The sequence below is a fragment of the Streptomyces sp. WZ-12 genome, assembly GCF_028898845.1.
GTDB lineage: Bacteria > Actinomycetota > Actinomycetes > Streptomycetales > Streptomycetaceae > Streptomyces.
Genome location: NZ_CP118574.1, coordinates 3,152,229 through 3,169,923 on the forward strand (window position 1 = coordinate 3,152,229; position 17,695 = coordinate 3,169,923).

Annotated in this window: 12 protein-coding genes; 10 read left to right on the top strand and 2 right to left on the bottom strand. The window is 73.2% G+C overall.

All coding sequences use genetic code 11. The annotated features are described in order from the left end of the window. Nucleotides 1-11: 11 nt before the first annotated feature. On the top strand, nucleotides 12-2,333 hold the full coding sequence (gene glgB, locus PV796_RS13115; protein WP_446750593.1) for a 1,4-alpha-glucan branching enzyme: 2,322 nt from the start codon (nucleotides 12-14) through the stop codon (nucleotides 2,331-2,333). Nucleotides 2,334-2,446: 113 nt separating this feature from the next. Here glgB and PV796_RS13120 read toward each other — a convergent pair whose 3' ends face one another. Next, entirely contained in the window at nucleotides 2,447-3,847 is a 1,401-nt protein-coding gene (locus PV796_RS13120) for a cation:dicarboxylate symporter family transporter (RefSeq protein ID WP_274913196.1), read from the bottom strand. Between the two features lie 154 nt (nucleotides 3,848-4,001). On the opposite strand from PV796_RS13120, the gene PV796_RS13125 reads away from it, so the two are divergent. The 8 genes from PV796_RS13125 (at nucleotide 4,002) to PV796_RS13160 (ending at nucleotide 14,119) form a co-directional block, all read left to right on the top strand. Further along, entirely contained in the window at nucleotides 4,002-5,654 is a 1,653-nt protein-coding gene (locus tag PV796_RS13125) for a sensor histidine kinase (RefSeq protein WP_274913197.1), read from the top strand. After that, nucleotides 5,651-6,355: a response regulator gene (locus tag PV796_RS13130; protein ID WP_274913199.1), complete on the top strand. Its 705-nt coding sequence runs from the start codon at nucleotides 5,651-5,653 to the stop codon at nucleotides 6,353-6,355. Before PV796_RS13125 ends, PV796_RS13130 begins: the two co-directional genes overlap by 4 nt. 106 nt (nucleotides 6,356-6,461) lie before the next feature. After that, a complete protein-coding gene (locus PV796_RS13135; RefSeq protein ID WP_274913200.1) occupies nucleotides 6,462-7,835 on the top strand; it encodes an extracellular solute-binding protein in 1,374 nt (457 codons plus the stop codon). After that, nucleotides 7,835-8,689, top strand: coding sequence for a carbohydrate ABC transporter permease (locus tag PV796_RS13140; RefSeq protein WP_274913201.1), 855 nt, complete (start codon nucleotides 7,835-7,837; stop codon nucleotides 8,687-8,689). The genes PV796_RS13135 and PV796_RS13140 overlap by 1 nt, the downstream gene beginning before the upstream one ends. Then, a complete protein-coding gene (locus PV796_RS13145) occupies nucleotides 8,689-9,543 on the top strand; it encodes a carbohydrate ABC transporter permease (RefSeq protein ID WP_274913202.1) in 855 nt (284 codons plus the stop codon). The genes PV796_RS13140 and PV796_RS13145 overlap by 1 nt, the downstream gene beginning before the upstream one ends. A gap of 151 nt (nucleotides 9,544-9,694) precedes the next feature. Next, nucleotides 9,695-10,429 (top strand): helix-turn-helix domain-containing protein, encoded by a 735-nt coding sequence (locus PV796_RS13150; protein WP_274913203.1) that lies wholly within the window; start codon nucleotides 9,695-9,697, stop codon nucleotides 10,427-10,429. A 200-nt stretch (nucleotides 10,430-10,629) separates the two neighbouring features. Continuing rightward, entirely contained in the window at nucleotides 10,630-11,421 is a 792-nt protein-coding gene (locus PV796_RS13155; protein WP_274913204.1) for an ABC transporter ATP-binding protein, read from the top strand. A gap of 124 nt (nucleotides 11,422-11,545) precedes the next feature. Continuing rightward, nucleotides 11,546-14,119 (top strand): ABC transporter permease, encoded by a 2,574-nt coding sequence (locus tag PV796_RS13160; RefSeq protein WP_274913205.1) that lies wholly within the window; start codon nucleotides 11,546-11,548, stop codon nucleotides 14,117-14,119. A 100-nt stretch (nucleotides 14,120-14,219) separates the two neighbouring features. On the opposite strand, the gene PV796_RS13165 is transcribed toward PV796_RS13160, so the two are convergent. Next, nucleotides 14,220-15,245 carry an ATP-dependent 6-phosphofructokinase gene (locus PV796_RS13165; RefSeq protein ID WP_274913206.1) on the bottom strand — a complete coding sequence of 342 codons (1,026 nt, stop codon included), beginning with the start codon at nucleotides 15,243-15,245 and terminating at the stop codon, nucleotides 14,220-14,222. Nucleotides 15,246-15,522: 277 nt separating this feature from the next. On the opposite strand from PV796_RS13165, the gene pta reads away from it, so the two are divergent. After that, nucleotides 15,523-17,670 (top strand): phosphate acetyltransferase, encoded by a 2,148-nt coding sequence (pta, locus tag PV796_RS13170; protein ID WP_274913207.1) that lies wholly within the window; start codon nucleotides 15,523-15,525, stop codon nucleotides 17,668-17,670. Nucleotides 17,671-17,695: the final 25 nt, after the last annotated feature.

The following is a 17,695-nucleotide window of genomic DNA, read 5'->3' on the forward strand; positions in this document are numbered from 1 at the left end:
AGGCCCCGCCCGTGACTGCCCGCCCGTCCCCTCCCCCTCCCGCCCCGGACGGCGCCTCGCCCGCGTCGCCGCCGTCCCGGACCGCCACGCCCGCACCCGCACCCGCGTCCCGTGTGCAGCCGGCCGGCGGCGGTTCCGAAGTGCGCCGCGCCGAGCCACTGTCCGCTCAGGACCGCGGGCGGCTGCTCGCCGGGGCGCACCACGACCCGCACGCCCTGCTCGGCGCCCATCCGGTGCCCGGCGGGCTGCTGCTGCGCACCCTGCGGCCGCACGCCGAGTCCGTCACGGTCATGGCGCCGGGGCTGCGGGTGCCGCTGCGCTCCGAGGGGGACGGGCTGTTCGCGGGGGTGCTGCCGCTGCGCGAGATCCCCGACTACCGGCTGCGGGTCGACTACGGCGACACCGCGCTGACCGAGCGGGACCCGTACCGCTTCCTGCCCGCGGTCGGCGAGTTGGACCTGCACCTGTTCCGCGAGGGCCGGCACGAGGAGCTGTGGCGGGCGCTCGGCGCGCGGGTGATGACGCACCAGGGGGCGACCGGCACCCGCTTCACCGTGTGGGCGCCCAACGCCCAAGGGGTGCGCGTGGTGGGGAACTTCAACTACTGGGACGGCACCGGCTCCCCGATGCGGTCGCTGGGCTCGTCCGGGGTGTGGGAGCTGTTCCTGCCCGGCCTCGGCGAGGGCGAGCTCTACAAGTTCGAGATCACCCGGCCGGACGGGACCCGGACGGTGCGGGCCGACCCGATGGCCCGGCGCACCGAGTGCCCGCCGGCCACCGCCTCGGTGGTGCACGACTCGCACTACACCTGGCGGGACGAGGCATGGATGGCGCGGCGCGGCGAACGCCCGGTGCACACCGCGCCGTTCTCCGTCTACGAGCTGCACCTGCCCTCCTGGCGTCCCGGGCTGACCTATCGCCAACTGGCCGCCCAACTGCCCGGCTACGTCAAGGACCTGGGCTTCACCCACGTCGAGTTCATGCCGGTCGCCGAGCATCCCTTCGGCGGCTCCTGGGGCTACCAGGTGACCGGCTTCTACGCGCCGACGGCCAGGATGGGCACCCCCGACGACTTCAAGTTCCTCGTCGACGCCCTGCACCGTGCGGGCATCGGCGTCCTGATGGACTGGGTGCCGGCGCACTTCCCGCGGGACGACTGGGCGTTGGCCGAGTTCGACGGGCGGCCGCTGTACGAGCCCGGGGACCCGAACCGGGCCGCCCACCCGGACTGGGGGACGCTGGAGTTCGACTACGGCCGCACCGAGGTGCGCAACTTCCTCGTCGCCAACGCGGTGTACTGGTGCGAGGAGTTCCACATCGACGGCCTGCGGGTGGACGCGGTCGCCTCGATGCTCTACCTCGACTACTCGCGCGAGGACGGCAGTTGGACGCCGAACGCGCACGGCGGGCGGGAGAACCTCGACGCGGTCGCGTTCCTCCAGGAGATGAACGCGACGGTCTACCGGCGCTGTCCCGGCGTCGTCACCATCGCCGAGGAGTCCACCGCCTGGGACGGCGTCACCCGCGCCACCCACCACGTCGGCCCGGGCGGCTTCGGCGGGCTGGGCTTCGGGCTGAAGTGGAACATGGGGTGGATGCACGACTCGCTCGGCTACGTCGAGAAGGAGCCGGTGCACCGCAAGTACCACCACGGCGAGATGACCTTCTCGATGATCTACGCCTACTCCGAGAACTACGTGCTGCCGATCTCGCACGACGAGGTGGTGCACGGCAAGCGGGCGCTGGTGTCGAAGATGCCCGGCGACTGGTGGCAGCAGCGCGCCAACCACCGGGCGTACCTGGGCTTCATGTGGGCCCACCCGGGCAAGCAACTGCTCTTCATGGGGCAGGAGTTCGCCCAGGGCGCGGAGTGGGCCGAGCGGCACGGCCCGGACTGGTGGCTGCTGGACCCGTCCTACGAGGCGGAGCCGGACCACCGGGGCGTGCGCGACCTGGTCCGCGAGCTGAACCGCCGCTACGCGGCCACGCCCGCGCTGTGGGAGCGGGACACCGACCCGGAGGGCTTCTCCTGGATCGACGCGGACGCCGGCGAGGACAACGTCTTCGCCTTCCTGCGGTTCGCCGACGACGGACGCCCCTTGATCGCGGTCAGCAACTTCTCGCCCGTGGTCCGGCACGGCTACCGGTTGGGCGTCCCCGGCGACGTGCGCGTCTGGCGGGAGGTGGTGAACACCGACGACCCGCGCTACGGCGGCAGCGGCGTCGCCAACCCCGAACCGCTCAAGGCCGAGCCGGTCGCCTGGCACGGCCGCCGCACCTCGATCCCGGTGGTGCTGCCGCCGCTGGCGACGCTCTGGCTGGCGCCGGCGTAGGACGGGCCCGACGGGCGACCGTCGGGCGATGCGCGGAAGGGGCGGGCGCGCGCGGCGCCCGCCCCTTCTCCCCTCCTGCGCCCCCGAGGGCGCCGTCCGGCGCGGGCCGGCGGTCAGACCGCGGCGGACGCCTTGCCGGCGTCGGCCGGGGCGGCGGGGGCGCCGTCGGCCGGCGCGCCGTGGTCGTCGGCGGTCAGCGTCCGCTCGTCGAACGGCAGCCGGCCGGCGAGCACTTCGCCGACCCGCTCCTTGTCGATCTCCTTGGTCCAGGTGCCGATCAGGATGGTGGCCACCGCGTTGCCGGCGAAGTTGGTCATCGCCCGGGCCTCGCTCATGAAGCGGTCGATGCCGACGATCAGGCCGACGCCGTCGACGAGTTCGGGGCGGTGCGACTGGAGGCCGCCGGCCAGCGTCGCCAGGCCCGCGCCGGTGACCCCGGCCGCCCCCTTGGACGCGATGATCATGAAGACCAGGAGGGAGACCTGCTGGCCGAGGGAGAGCGGCTTGTCCATCGCCTCGGCGACGAACAGCGCGGCCATGGTCAGGTAGATGGCGGTGCCGTCGAGGTTGAAGCTGTAGCCGGTCGGCACGGTGATGCCGACGACCGGGCGGCTGACGCCCAGGTGCTCCATCTTCGCGATCAGCCGGGGCAGCGCCGACTCCGAGGAGGAGGTCGACAGGATCAGCAGGAACTCCCGGCCCAGGTACTTCAGCAGCGCGAGCACGTTCACGCCGGCGACCAGCCGGAGCAGCGTGCCCAGCACCACGACGACGAAGAGCAGGCAGGTCAGGTAGAAGCCGACCATGATGACGGCCAGCGACTTCAGCGCGGCCACACCGGTGGCGCCGACCACCGCGGCCATCGCGCCGAACGCCCCCACCGGCGCCGCCCACATGATCATCGACAGCACCCGGAAGACCAGCTTCTGGACGTGGCCGATGCCGCGCAGCACCGGCGCCCCGGCCGGGCCGAGCGCCTGGAGCCCGAAGCCGACCAGCAGTGCCACCAACAGGGTCTGGAGCACCTCGCCCTGGGTGAGCGCGGAGACCAGGGAGGTCGGGATGATGCCGAGCAGGAAGTCGGTGGTGGACTCGTGGGCTTCGGCGGTCTGGGCCTGGCCGGCGTGCCGGAGCGCGTCGGTCAGGTGCAGGCCGGAGCCGGGGTCGAGGAGGTTGCCGACGAGCAGGCCGATGGCGAGCGCGACGGTGGACATCACCATGAAGTAGCCGAGGGCCAGCCCGCCGACCGCACCGACCTTGGCCGCCTTCCGGACCGAGCCGATGCCCAGCACGATCGTGCAGAAGATGACGGGCGAGATCATCATCTTGATGAGGTTGACGAACCCGGTGCCGACCGGCTTGAGCTGCACCGCGAAGCCGGGGGCGGCCAGGCCCACGACGATGCCGAGCAGCACCGCGCCGATCACGGCGAGGTACAGGAAGTGGGTCCGGTCCCGCTTGGCCGGTGGGGCGTCCTCGGCGGTGCCCCGGGACGACGGGGTCTGTGCGGCCACGGCTGGCCTGCCTTTCTGACGGGGGCACGGTTCCGGGCCGCTTTCTGCGGCTCGCGGCGCGGAACGAGTCCCGGCGACTATGCACGGCGGTGTGGCGGCCGTCACCCTTGCGTACATTTCGTTCATGTAAAAGTGACCCGGCAGACTGTTCCGCATGAACCCGCCCCGTCCCCGCCGGCCGCGGCGGCTGCGCGGCCCGCGCAGCCTCGCCGGGCAACTCTTCGCCATGCAGGTGGTCCTGGTGGCGGCGGCGGTCCTGGGCTGCGTCGTCTTCGCCTACGTCAACGCCGGGCGGCAGGCGGAGGAGACCGCGCGGCGGCAGGCGACGGCGGCGGCCACCGCCGTCGCCGACTCCCCGGCCGTGGTGGCCGCGGCCCGCACCAAGGACCCGACCGCCGCGCTCCAGCCGTACAGCGAGCGCCTGCGGCGGGACGCCGGGGTGGACTTCGTCGTGGTGATGGCGCCGGACGGGACGCGCTGGACGCACCCGGAGCCGTCCGCGATCGGCGGGAAGTACCTCGGCCACATCGGGCCCGCGCTGCGCGGCGAGGTCTTCCGGGAGACCCACCAGGGGGTGCTCGGCCCGTCCGTGCGGGTGGTCGCCCCGGTCCGCGACCCCGAGCGGGGCGGCGCGATCACCGCGCTGGTCAGCTCCGGGATCACCATCGCCACCATCGGCGAGCAACTGCGGGACCAGGTCCTCGCGCTGGTCGGGGTGGCCGCGGCGGCCCTGGTCCTGGGCGGCGCCGGCACCTACGTGATCAACGCCCGGCTGCGCCGGCACACCCACGGCATGAACACCGCGGAGCTGTCCCGGATGTACGACTACCACGAGGCCGCGCTGCACGCCGTCCGCGAGGGGTTGTTGATGGTGGACGCGGACGACCGGGTCGCGCTGATCAACGACGGCGGGCGGGAGTTGCTCGGGCTGACCGGGGACGCGGTGGGCCGGCCGGTCGCCGGGCTGGGGCTGCCGGAGCCGCTGACCGGGGCGCTGCGGGCGGCCGGCCCGCGCGTCGACGAGCTGCATCTGACCGGCGAGCGGGTGCTGGTCGTCAACTCCGCGCCGGTCTCCGGCGGGCAGCACCGCGGCAGCGTCGTCACCCTGCGCGACCACACCGAACTCCAGGCGCTGTCCGGCGAGTTGGACTCCGTACGCGGCTTCGCCGAGGCGCTGCGGTCGCAGGCACACGAGGCGGCCAACCGGCTGCACACCGTGGTGTCGCTGATCGAACTGGGCCGGGCCGAGGAGGCGGTGGCATTCGCCACCGCCGAACTGGAGCTGGCGCAGGCGCTGACCGACCGGGTGGTGGGCGCGGTCGCCGAGCCGGTGCTGGCCGCGCTGCTGCTGGGCAAGGCCGCGCAGGCCAACGAGCACGGCGTGGAGCTGGTGTTGACGCCGGACAGCCGGATCGACGACGGGGTGCTGCCGCCGGGCCTGCCCGCCCGCGACCTGGTGACGGTGCTAGGCAACCTCGTCGACAACGCCCTGGACGCCGCCGCCGCGCCTCCGGGGGACGGCGCGCCGCCCCAGGTGCGGGTCACCGCGCGGGCCGACGGCGGCGAGCTGCTGCTGTGCGTCGTGGACAACGGGCCCGGGGTCGCCGCGGACGCCACCGAGGAGGTCTTCCGGCGCGGCTGGAGCACCAAGGAACGCGCCGGCGGCGGCCGCGGGTTGGGGCTGGCGCTGGTCCGGCAGGCGGTGCACCGGCACGGCGGCACGGTCCGGCTGGACCGGGGGCCCGAGGGCGGCGCCCGGTTCACCGTGCAGTTGCCGCTGCGGGCGGCGGAAGGCGCGGACCGGTGAGCGGCCGGGGGCCCGACGCGGCGGGCGCCGAGGCGATCCGCGTCCTGGTCGTCGAGGACGATCCGGTCGCGGCGGCCGCGCACGCCCTGTACGTGGGGCGGGTGCCCGGCTTCGCGGTGTCCGGCACCGTGCACTCGGGCACCGAGGCCCGCCGCCACCTCGAACACCACCCGGTCGACCTGCTGTTGCTCGACCTGTTCCTACCGGACGGGCACGGGCTCCAGTTGGTGCGGACGCTGCGCGCCGCCGGGCACGGCGCGGACATCATCGCGGTGACCTCCGCCCGCGATCTGGCGATGGTCCGCGAGGGCGTCTCGCTGGGCGTCGTCCAGTACGTGCTGAAACCGTTCACCTTCGCCACCCTGCGGGACCGGCTGCTGCGCTACGCCGAGTTCCGCGCCACCACCGGGGAGGCCAGCGGGCAGGACGAGGTGGACCGGGCGCTGGCGGCGCTCCGCGCACCCCGCCCGGCCGCGCTGCCCAAGGGGTTGACCGCGGCCACCCTGCGGGCGGTGACGGACGTGCTGCGGGCCGCCGCCGACGGGCTGACCGCCACCGAGGCCGCCGCCGACGTGGGGATCTCCCGGATCACCGCCCGGCGCTACCTGGAGCACCTGGTGGAGAGCGGCCGGGCCGCCCGGGCGCCGCAGTACGGGCAGGTCGGCCGCCCGGAGTTGCGCTACCGCTGGTCGGGCCATTGACCCGGAGTGACCGGTGGCTTACTTTCAGCAGGCAGTAGGCCGTGGCTAGTTGACCGTGCGCGGCCGGTCCGCGACGGGTCGGCCGCGGTTCGTTGGAGGTCGTGCCGTGCGCTCCACCGCTCCGCCCGGAAAGGTCCCGCTCCTCTTCGCCGCCGCCGCGCTGGCCGCCGGCACGCTCACCGGCTGCGGCAGCTCCGGCGGCGACCCGAACACCGTCACGGTCGCCTTCATCAAGGACACCAACGCCAAAGTGACGGTCCGGGACGACTATCTCGCCCTGGTGGTGCGGCAGTTCGAGAAGGCCAACCCCGGCAAGAAGGTCAAGCTGATCCCGATCCAGGCGTCGGAGAACGACTACTACACCAAGATCCAGCAGATGATGCGCTCCCCGAAGACCGCGCCCGACGTGGTCTACGAGGACACCTTCCTGATCAGCTCCGACATCAAGGCCGGGCTGCTGCGGCCGCTGGACGAGCACCTCAACTCCTGGGCCGACTGGCGGCAGTTCGTGCCCACCGCCCGGGCCGCGGCCCGCGGGCAGGACGGGCGCACCTACGGCGTCCCGGACGGCACCGACACCCGCGGGCTGTGGTTCAACCGCACCGTCTTCGCCAGGGCCGGGCTGCCCGCCGACTGGCACCCCCGCACCTGGGACGAGGTCCTGGCCGCCGCCCGCGCCATCAAGCGGAAGGTGCCGGGGGTGATCCCGCTGAACGTCTTCACCGGCCGGGGCGCGGGCGAGGCCGCGGTGATGCAGGGCTTCGAGATGCTGCTCTACGGCACCGGGCGGGACCCGCTCTACGACCCCGGCGCGAAGAAGTGGGTGGTCGGCTCCCGCGGTTTCACCGACAGCCTCCGCTTCCTCGACACGGTCTACAAGGAGAAGCTGGGCCCGGACGTCTCCGACGCGCTGAGCCCCAACATCCAGACCAATGTGGCCGCCGAGCTGCTGCCGCAGCAGAAGCTGGCGATCGACCTCGACGGCTCCTGGCTCGGCCAGCAGTGGCAGCGCACCGGCGGCGGCAACCCCTGGCCGCAGTGGTCCCGCACCCTCGGCCAGGCGCCGTTCCCGACCCGGTCCGGCGCCCCGCCCGGCCGGGTCAGCCTGGCCGGCGGCTGGGCCTGGTCGGTGCCGGCCCGGGCGCTCCGCCCCGAACTGGGCTGGAAGGTGATCGAGACCCTCCAGTCGCGCGCCAATGCGCTGGACTGGTGCGTGCGGGGCGCCCAGATCGCCGTCCGCCGGGACGTCGCGGCCGATGCCCGGTACCGCACGGCGGTGCCGGGCATCGGCTTCTTCACCAAGCTGGTCGAGGTGAGCCGCTACCGGCCGGCGCTGCCGGAGTACCCGCAGGTCGCCGCGGCGATCGGGGAGGCGACGGAGTCCGTCACCGCCGGCGACGCCACCCCGGCGCAGGCCGCCGCCCGCTACGACCGGACGGTGCGCTCCCTGGTGGGCGGCGCGGTCGTCAACAAGCCGTGATGCGGCACCTGGTGCGCTGGTCGCCGCTGGCCCCGGCCACCGCGCTGCTGCTGCTCTTCCTGGCCGGCCCGGTCGGCTACTGCGCCTACCTCGCCTTCACCGACACCCAACTCACCGGCCAGGAGTCGGCGTCGTTCGTCGGGCTGGCCAACTTCCGCCACGCGGTGGGCGATCCGGAGTTCCGCAACGCCGTCCTGCTGACCGTGGTGTTCACCCTGATCTCGGCGGTGCTCGGGCAGAACACCCTGGGGCTGGCGCTGGCCGGGCTGCTGCGGCGCGCCTCGCGGCCGGTGCGGGCGGTGACCGGCACGGTGGTGATCACCGCATGGGTGCTCCCGGAGATCGTCGCCGGCTTCCTGCTCTACACCTTCTTCGAGCGCCGCGGCACCCTCAACGCGCTGCTCGCCTGGCTCCATCTCCCCGCCCAGGACTGGCTGTTCACCCTGCCCATCCTGGCGGTGTCGTTCGCCAACGTCTGGCGCGGCACGGCGTTCTCGATGCTGGTGTACTCGGCGGCGCTGGACGGCATCCCGCAGGAGGTCGCCGAGTCGGCGGAGATGGACGGCGCCCGCGGGCTGCGCCGGCTGTGGCACATCACCCTGCCGATGATCCGCCGCTCGGTCGGCACCAACCTGATGCTCAACACCCTTCAGACGCTGTCGGTGTTCGGGCTGATCTGGGCGCTCACCCGGGGCGGCCCCGGCAACCGCAGCCAGACCCTCCCGGTGTTCATGTACGACCAGGCGTTCGTGAAGTCGCTGATCGGCTACGGCACGGCGGTGGCGCTGCTGCTGCTCGTGGTGGGCGCGCTGTTCTCGGCGGTGTACCTGCGGCTGCTGCGGGAGGAGGTCTGATGCGGGCCGGACGACGGCGGTGGTCGCCGGTGCGCGCCGCGGTCCGGCGGCGCCTGGCGGCCGACGCCGCGCTGCTGGTCGTCGCGGTGGCGTTCGCGGTGCCGCTGGCGTGGCTGGTGCTGGCGTCGCTGGACGAGCGGGCGACGCTGCGGGTGCACCTGCCCACCTCCCCCACGCTGCACAACTTCTCGGCGGTGCTCACCGACGAGATCACCTTCACGCCGATGCTCAACAGCCTGCTGATCTGCGGCGGGGCCACGCTGCTCACGGTGGCCTGCGCGGCGCTGGCCGCCTACCCGCTGTCCCGCTTCCGGTCCCGCTTCGCCCGGCCGTACCTGCTCACCGTGGTGTTCTCGGCCTGCCTGCCGGTCACCGCGGTGATGGTCCCGGTCTACGCGCTGTTCGTCCGGGTGAACCTGATCGACACCCGCTACGGGACGGCGCTGTTCCTGGCCGCCGCCCAACTGCCGTTCGCGATCTGGCTGATGAAGAACTTCATGGACGGCGTGCCCACGGTGCTGGAGGAGGCGGCGTGGACCGACGGCGCCTCCCGGCCGCAGGGGCTGCTGCGGATCGTGCTGCCGCTCATGGCGCCGGGCGTCGGCGTGGTCGCGGTCTATACCTTCATCATGATGTGGGGGAATTTCTTCGTCCCGTTCATGCTGCTGCTCTCCCCGGAACAACTCCCGGCGTCGGTCAGCATTTTCACTTTCTTCGGGAATTACGGGGCCATCGCCTTCGGTGAACTCGCCGCATTCTCGATCCTGTACTCGACACCGGTGCTCCTTCTCTACATCCTTATTTCCCGGCGGTTGGGCGGCGGATTCGCCCTCGGCGGCGCCGTGAAGGGGTGATCCGTCCCGCGTGGAATCCCTGGTCGGCGGGGTAGTCGCGCGGGCTCGGCACCGAAATCCGGCCCGCGGGCGGGCCCCTCTCGTACGTTCCCCCAACCGCCAACCTTGGACATCCGCACGATGGGTCCGCGGCATCGCCCTCCCCTACCGTGTGCCGGTGAGCACGGACGACGGGGAAGCCCGCAGACCCCCTTTCAATGCCGCCGCCGCCCGCCGACTGCGCGAGGCCCTCGGCATGACCCACGCCCACGTCGCCTACGGAATCTGGGCGGCCTACGGAAAACGTCTGGAACCGGCGGCGGTGGCGTCCTGGGAATTGGGCGAGACCTCCCCCACCGAGGCGGAGTTGGCCGCGTTGGCCGGCGCCCTGTGGTGCGCCCCCGCCGAGCTCCTCGGCGCCCCCGAGACCCTCCGCGAGTACCGGCTGGCGCTCGGCCTCGCCCCCGCCGATCTGGCGCGCCGGATCGGCATGGACGTGGCCGGGTACGGGCACCTGGAGGCCGGCGGGCGGTGGCGGGGCACCGACCGGCAGGCGGCGGCGCTGGCCGAGGCGTTGGCGCTGCCGCTGCCCGCGCTGATCCGCTTCACCGACCAGGAGGACCGCCTGGTCGAGCTGTTGACCAGCGCCGCCACCACCCGCTGGCAGGGCTACGTCCGCCCGGTCGGCAAGCTGGCACCGCTGCCCAAGGAGCGCCTGGCAACGGCCCTCCAGGAACTGCACGAGGAGTACCACGCGACGATGGCCGCCTCGCTGAGCTGGACCGGCGGCCGGGCCCCGGACGAGGCGGGCAGGGCGGGCCGGGGCTTCCTCGACGGCATCCTGGCGGAGTTCTGGCGCCGGGCCGACGGGCCGACACCCGGGCCGCGCGACGGGGACGGGCCCTAGGAGCCCCAAGGGCCGCGCGTCGGTCTGCGGGTGGACGGCCGTCCGTCCAGAGATGGACGCGGGCGCCCGGCATGGCACTTGCGGCCGGTCCGGCTTTCGGTCCCTGCGGGCGAAGCCCCGGGCGGGGTGCGGCATCGAGGATGGGAGCACGGCGTTCCCGCCGAGTCCTTCCCGTCCCTTCACCTTCCTGGGAGTTCGTGGTGCCGCACGCCGCCGTCCCCCGTCCCGTTTCCCCCCTCCGGCCCGCCACCCCGGCCGTCGCCGCCCGCGCCACCAACCTGAGCAAGGTCTACGGCCAGGGCGAGACCCGGGTGGTGGCGCTGGACTCCGTCTCGGTGGAGTTCGGCCGGGCCCGCTTCACCGCGATCATGGGCCCCTCCGGCTCGGGCAAGTCCACCCTGATGCACTGCATGGCGGGGCTGGACTCGGTCACCTCCGGCTCGGCCCGGATCGGCGACATGGAGCTGGCCTCCCTGGGCGACAAGCAGTTGACCCGGCTGCGTCGGGACAAGATCGGCTTCATCTTCCAGGCGTTCAACCTGCTGCCGACGCTCACCGCGCTGGAGAACATCACGCTGCCCATCGACATCGCGGGCCGCCGCCCGGACCGGGAGTGGGTCGGCCGGGTCGTGGACACCGTGGGGCTGTCGGAGCGTCTTAAGCACCGGCCGGCCCAGCTCTCCGGCGGCCAGCAGCAGCGGGTCGCGGTGGCGCGGGCGCTGGCCGCCCAGCCGGAGATCATCTTCGCGGACGAGCCGACCGGCAACCTCGACTCCCGCTCCGGCGCGGAAGTCCTGGGCTTCCTGCGGGAGTCGGTCCGGGCGATGGACCAGACCGTGGTGATGGTCACCCACGACCCGGTCGCCGCCGGCTACGCGGACCGGGTGGTCTTCCTCGCCGACGGCCGGATCGTCGACGAGCTCCACGAGCCCACCGCGGACGCCGTGCTGGACCGGATGCGCCGCTTCGAGGCCGCGGGCCGGACGAGCTAGCGGCACACCGGACGCGCCGACCGCGCCAACTGGCCGGCCGGCCCCGCGAGTTGGCCATGTCCGGCCACCGCCGCCCGTACCCGAGCCCCGCCCGGGCCCCGTACCCAGGATTGACACCACCACCATGTTCAGAACCGCCCTGCGCAACGTCCTCGCGCACAAGGCCCGCCTGTTGATGACCGCGCTCGCGGTCCTGCTCGGCGTCGCCTTCGTCGCGGGCACCCTGATCTTCAGCGACTCCGTCGGCGAGGCCGTCAAGAACGCCTCCGCCAAGAACCTCAAGGACGTCGCCGTCTCCGTCCAGGCCGCCTCGGACCCCGATGCCGGCCCCGGCCCCGGGAAGGACGGCAAGCGGACCACCGCCCTGGACCAGCACGTGGCCGACCGGATCCGCGCGCTGCCCGGCGTCACCGGCGTCCGCGCCGACGTCACCGGCGCGGCGACCCTGGCCGGCAAGGACGGCGAACCGATCGGCAACGGCTGGCAGAACCGCGCCGTCAACTACCAGCCGGGCAAGGACGGCAAGGACCCCCGCTACCCGCTGGTGCAGGGCCGCGGCCCGGCCGCCGAAGGGGAGTTGGCGCTGGCCGAGACCACCGCGAAGGCGGCCGGCGTGCGGGTCGGCGACACCGTGCGGTTCGCCACCGACGGCCCGGTGCTGACCAAGAAGCTGGTCGGCATCGTGGCGACCGACGACCCGGCGGTGACCGCGGGCGGCAGCCTGGCGCTGTTCGACACCGCCACCGCGCAGAAGCTGTATCTGCACCCGGGCCAGTTCGACGAGTTGGTGGTGGCGGCCGCCCCCGGCACCGACCAGCGGGCGCTGACCGCCAAGGTCCGCGAGCTGCTGCCGGCCGACCGCGCCGCGGCGACCAGCGGGCACGACCTGGCCGCCGAACAGGCCCGGCGGATCGCCGAGCAGAACAGCGCGCTCAGCAAGACCCTGCTGACCTTCGCGGGGATCGCCCTGTTCGTCGGCGTCTTCATCATCGCCAACACCTTCACCATGCTGATCTCCCAGCGCAGCCGCGAGATCGCGCTGCTGCGCGCGGTGGGTGCCTCCCGCCGGCAGGTGGTGCGCTCGGTGCTCGCCGAGGCCGGCCTGTTGGGCCTGGTCTCCTCGGTCGTCGGCTTCGCGCTGGGCACCGGGATCGCGGTGGGGCTGCGGGCCGTGCTGGACGCAGGCGGTGCGGGCTTCCCGGACGGCCCGGTCGTCATCAGCCCGGCCGCGGTGCTCGCCTCGCTGGGCGTGGGCGTCGTGGTGACCGTCCTGGCCGCCTGGCTGCCGTCCCGCAAGGCGGCGCGGATCGCCCCGGTGGAGGCGCTGAGCACCGTCGAGGCGCCGCCGGCCCTGCGCAGCCTCGTGGTCCGCAACACCATCGGCGCGCTGATCACCGGCGCCGGCGTCGCGGTGATGCTGTGGGTCTCCACCCTCACCTCCGGCGACGACCTGCCGATCGCCATGGCGGGGTCGGCGCTGACCCTGACCGGCGTGATCATCCTGGCCCCGCTGCTGTCCCGGCCGCTGGTCTCGCTGGCCGGCGCGGTCACCACCCGCCTCTTCGGCGTCACCGGCAAGCTGGCCAAGGAGAACGCGCTGCGCAACCCGCGGCGGACGGCCGCGACCGCCTCGGCGCTGATGATCGGCCTGACCCTGATCACCGGGATGACCGTGGCGGGCCACTCCGCCCAGGTGGCCATGGACAAGATGGTCGGCAGCGGCGTGACCGCCGACTACCAGGTCAAGACCTCCACCTACGTCGGCCTGGACCCGAAGCTGTCGCCGAAGGTGCGCCAGGTCCCCGGCGTCGAGGCGATGGCGCCGTTGCGCGGCACCGGCTTCTCCACCGAAGCGGGCCCCGGTCGCGACAGCACCTTCGGCTTCCTCCGCGGCACCGACCTCGACCAGATCGGCAAGGTCACCCAACTCGACATCACCCAGGGCTCGTTGGCCGCCGTCAAGGCCGGCGGCATCGCCGTCTCGCAGAGCGGCGCCAAGGAGCACGGCTGGCGCGTCGGCGACACCGTGAACGTCGAGTTCTACGACAAGAAGAAGGCCCGCCTGAAGGTCGCCGCGCTCTACGCCGACAACGAGACCCTCGGCTCCTCCTTCGCCGCGACCGCCCTGGTCGATCCGCACCTGGACCGGTTCCGCGACGACGCGCTCCTGGTCAAGACGGCGAACGGCAGCTCCCCCGAGTTGGCCAAGGACATCCGCCGGGCGCTCGGCGACAGTCCGCTGCTGAAGGTGCAGAGCCGCGATGACCTGCGCAAGGAGAACGCCGGGCAGATCGACACCATCGTGAACATGGTCTACGGGCTGCTGGGCATGGCCGTGATCATCGCGGTGGTCGGCGTGGTCAACACCCTGGCCATGTCGGTCTTCGAGCGCACCCGCGAGATCGGGATGCTGCGCGCCATCGGTCTGGCCCGCAGCGGCATCAAGCAGATGGTCCGGCTGGAGTCGGTGGTCATCTCGCTCTTCGGCGCGGTGCTCGGCATCGGCCTGGGCATCTTCCTGGCCTGGGCCGGCGGCAGCCTGGTCGGCTCGTCCTTCCCGACCTACTCGATGGTGCTGCCCTGGGGCCGGCTCGGCCTGTTCCTGCTGATCGCCCTGGTCGTCGGCGTGCTGGCGGCGCTGTGGCCGGCCCGCCGGGCCGGCCGGCTGAACATGCTGGAGGCCGTCGCCTCCCAGTGAGGCCCCACGCGCAAAGCCGCCGGCGACGCACCCAACGGTGCGTCGCCGGCGGCTCGTTGACGTCCGGTCGGGCGGACGCGGCGGCAGAGGAGGGGCGGCCCTAGAAGACCGACTCGGCCTCGTCCATGCGGGCCTCCGGGACCCGCTTGAGCTCGGTGATCGCCTCGGCCAGCGGGGTCATCACGATGTCGGTGCCGCGCAGCGCGGTCATCTGGCCGAAGTCGCCGCGGTGCGCGGCCTCGACGGCGTGCCAGCCGAAGCGGGTGGCCAGCACCCGGTCGTAGGCGGTGGGGGTACCGCCGCGCTGGACGTGGCCGAGGATGACCGGGCGGGCCTCCTTGCCCAGGCGGTGCTCCAGTTCGCGGGCGAGCGCGGTGCCGATGCCGGAGAACCGCTCGTGGCCGTACTGGTCGATGGCGCCCTTCTTGTAGTCCATGGTGCCGGGCCGCGGGTGGGCGCCCTCGGCGACGCAGACCACGGCGAACTTCTTGCCGCGGGCGAACCGCTCCTCGACCATCTTCACCAGGTCGTTGACGTCGAACTCGCGCTCCGGCAGACAGATGCCGTGGGCGCCGCCGGCCATCCCGGACTCCAGCGCGATCCAGCCCGCGTGCCGGCCCATGACCTCGACGACCATCACCCGCTGATGCGACTCGGCGGTGGTCTTCAGGCGGTCGATGGCCTCGGTGGCCACGCCGACGGCGGTGTCGAAGCCGAAGGTGCGGTCGGTGGAGGAGATGTCGTTGTCGATGGTCTTGGGGACGCCGACGACCGGCATCCCGGCGTCGGCGAGCATCCGCGCCGCGGTCAGCGTGCCCTCGCCGCCGATCGGGATCAGGACGTCTATCCCGTACTCGCGGGAGAAGTCCTTGGCGCTCTCGCACGCCTCGCGCAGCCGGGCGCGCTCCAGGCGGGCGGAGCCGAGGATGGTGCCGCCGCGGGCCAGGATGCCGCTGACCGCGTCCAGGTCCAGCTTGCGAAAGCGCCCGTCGAGCAGGCCCTTGAAGCCGTCCTCGAAGCCGATGACCTCGTCGCCGTGGCCGGTCAGGGCGCGGTGGACGACGGACCGGATCACAGCATTCAGGCCGGGGCAGTCGCCGCCCGCGGTGAGGACTCCGATACGCATCGTGCTGTGTCTCCTGTGCTCGCTGTCGGTTCGTGTGAGCCGGTCCGATTCTTTCACGTGCGGCGCGCCCGCACCCCGGCCCGGTGCCGCGCGCGGGCGGCCACCCCCACTGTCCCCCGGCCCGCACCCCGCAGGGAAACTGGGAGAGCGACGTATCCATCCGCGCAGGTATTGTCAAGAGGGTCAAGCCCACCATAACGGGTAATTTTGACCTTGTGACCAGGGAAAATCCGCAGGCCGGGCGCCTCGCGGCCATCGGAATGGACGGAGAGACCGCGTGACGCGCAGCGTGTACGTGACCGGTATCGACCGCGGCGACGGCCGCCAGGTCGTCGAGTTGGGAGTCATGGAGCTCCTGACCCGCCACGTCGATCGGGTGGGGGTCTTCCGGCCCCTTGTGCACGACGGACCGGACCGGCTCTACGAACTGCTGAGGGCCCGCTACCGCCTCGCCCAGCCCGCGGAGTCCGTCTACGGCATCAGCTATACCGAGGCCGCCGCCCTCCAGGCCGAGCAGGGCACCGACGAGCTGGTCTCCCGGCTCGTCGACCGCTTCCACGCCGTCGCCCGCGACTTCGAGTACGTGCTGGTCCTCGGCTCGGACTACGCCGACACCAGCCTCCCCGACGAGCTGGCGCTCAACGCCCGGCTGGCCAACGAGTTCGGCGCCGCGGTGATACCCGTCGTCGGCGGCCAGGGCCAGGAGGCCGAGTCCGTCCGCGCCGAGGCCCGCAACGCCTACCGCGCCTACACCTCGCTGGGCTGCGACGTGGTCGCGCTGGTCGTCAACCGCGTCGCCGCCGAGCAGCGCACGGCCGTCGTCGAGCGGCTCGCCGCCCGGCTGCCGGTGCCCTGCTACGCGCTCCCCGAGGACGGCTCGCTCTCCGCACCGACCGTCGGCCAGATCGTCCACGCGCTCGGCGCCGAGGTGCTGCTGGGCGACGACTCCGGCCTCGCCCGGGACGCCCGGGACTTCGTCTTCGGCGGCGCGATGCTGCCGACCTTCCTCCAGGCGCTCACCCCCGGCTGCATGGTGATCACCCCCGGGGACCGCGCCGACCTCGTCATCGGCTCGCTCGCCGCGCACAGCGCCGGCGCCCCGCCGATCGCCGGCGTGGTGCTCACCCTCGACGAGCGTCCCGGCCCGGACATCATGGCGCTGGCCGCCCGCCTCGCGCCCGGCACCCCGGTCGTCTCGGTGCCCGGCGGCTCCTTCCCCACCGCCGCCGAGCTGTTCGCCATCGAGGGCAAGTTGAACGCCGCCTCGCCGCGCAAGGCGGAGACCGCGCTCGGCCTCTTCGAGCGGCACGTGGACACCGCCGAGCTCACCGACCGGATCTCGGTCGCCCGCTCCGAGCGGGTCACCCCGATGATGTTCGAGCACGAGCTGATCGAGCGGTCCCGCGCCGGCCGCCGCCGGGTCGTCCTCCCCGAGGGCACCGAGGAGCGGGTGCTGCGCGCCGCCGATGTGCTGCTGCGCCGCGACGTCTGCGACCTGACGCTGCTCGGCGAGGAGGAGACGATCCGCAAGCGCGCCGCCGACCTCGCCATCGACCTGGCCGACGCGCAGATCATCGACCCGCAGACCTCGCCGCTGCGCGAGCGGTTCGCGGACCTCTACGCCACCCTCCGCGCCCACAAGGGCGTCAGCTACGAGCTGGCCTTCGACATGGTCGCCGACGTCTCCTACTTCGGGACCCTGATGGTGCAGGAGGGCCTGGCCGACGGCATGGTCTCCGGCGCGGTGCACTCCACCGCCGCCACCATCCGCCCGGCCTTCGAGATCATCAAGACCCAAGGGGCCGCGCGCAGCGCGTCGGCTGGGGAGGTGGCGGGCGACGGGCGGGCGAAGCCGGGCGCCCAGATCGTCTCGTCGGTCTTCTTCATGTGCCTGGCCGACCGCGTCCTGGTCTACGGCGACTGCGCGGTCAACCCGGACCCGAACGCCGAGCAGTTGGCCGACATCGCCATCCAATCCGCCACCACCGCGGCCCAGTTCGGCGTGGAGCCGCGGATCGCGATGCTGTCGTACTCCACCGGCACCTCCGGCTCCGGCGCCGACGTCGACAAGGTCCGCAAGGCCACCGAGCTGGTCCGCGAGCGGCGCCCGGACCTGCTGGTCGAGGGCCCGATCCAGTACGACGCGGCGGTGGACGCGGCGGTCGCCGCGACCAAGCTGCCGGACTCGGACGTGGCCGGCAAGGCCACCGTGCTGATCTTCCCGGACCTCAACACCGGCAACAACACCTACAAGGCCGTCCAGCGCTCCGCCGGCGCGGTCGCGGTCGGCCCGGTCCTCCAGGGCCTGCGCAAGCCGGTCAACGACCTCTCCCGCGGCGCCCTCGTCCAGGACATCGTCAACACCGTCGCGATCACCGCGATCCAGGCCCAGGGCGACGAGCCCGGCACCGGCCACACCAGCTGACCCCACCCCCCACGGAAAGCCCTTC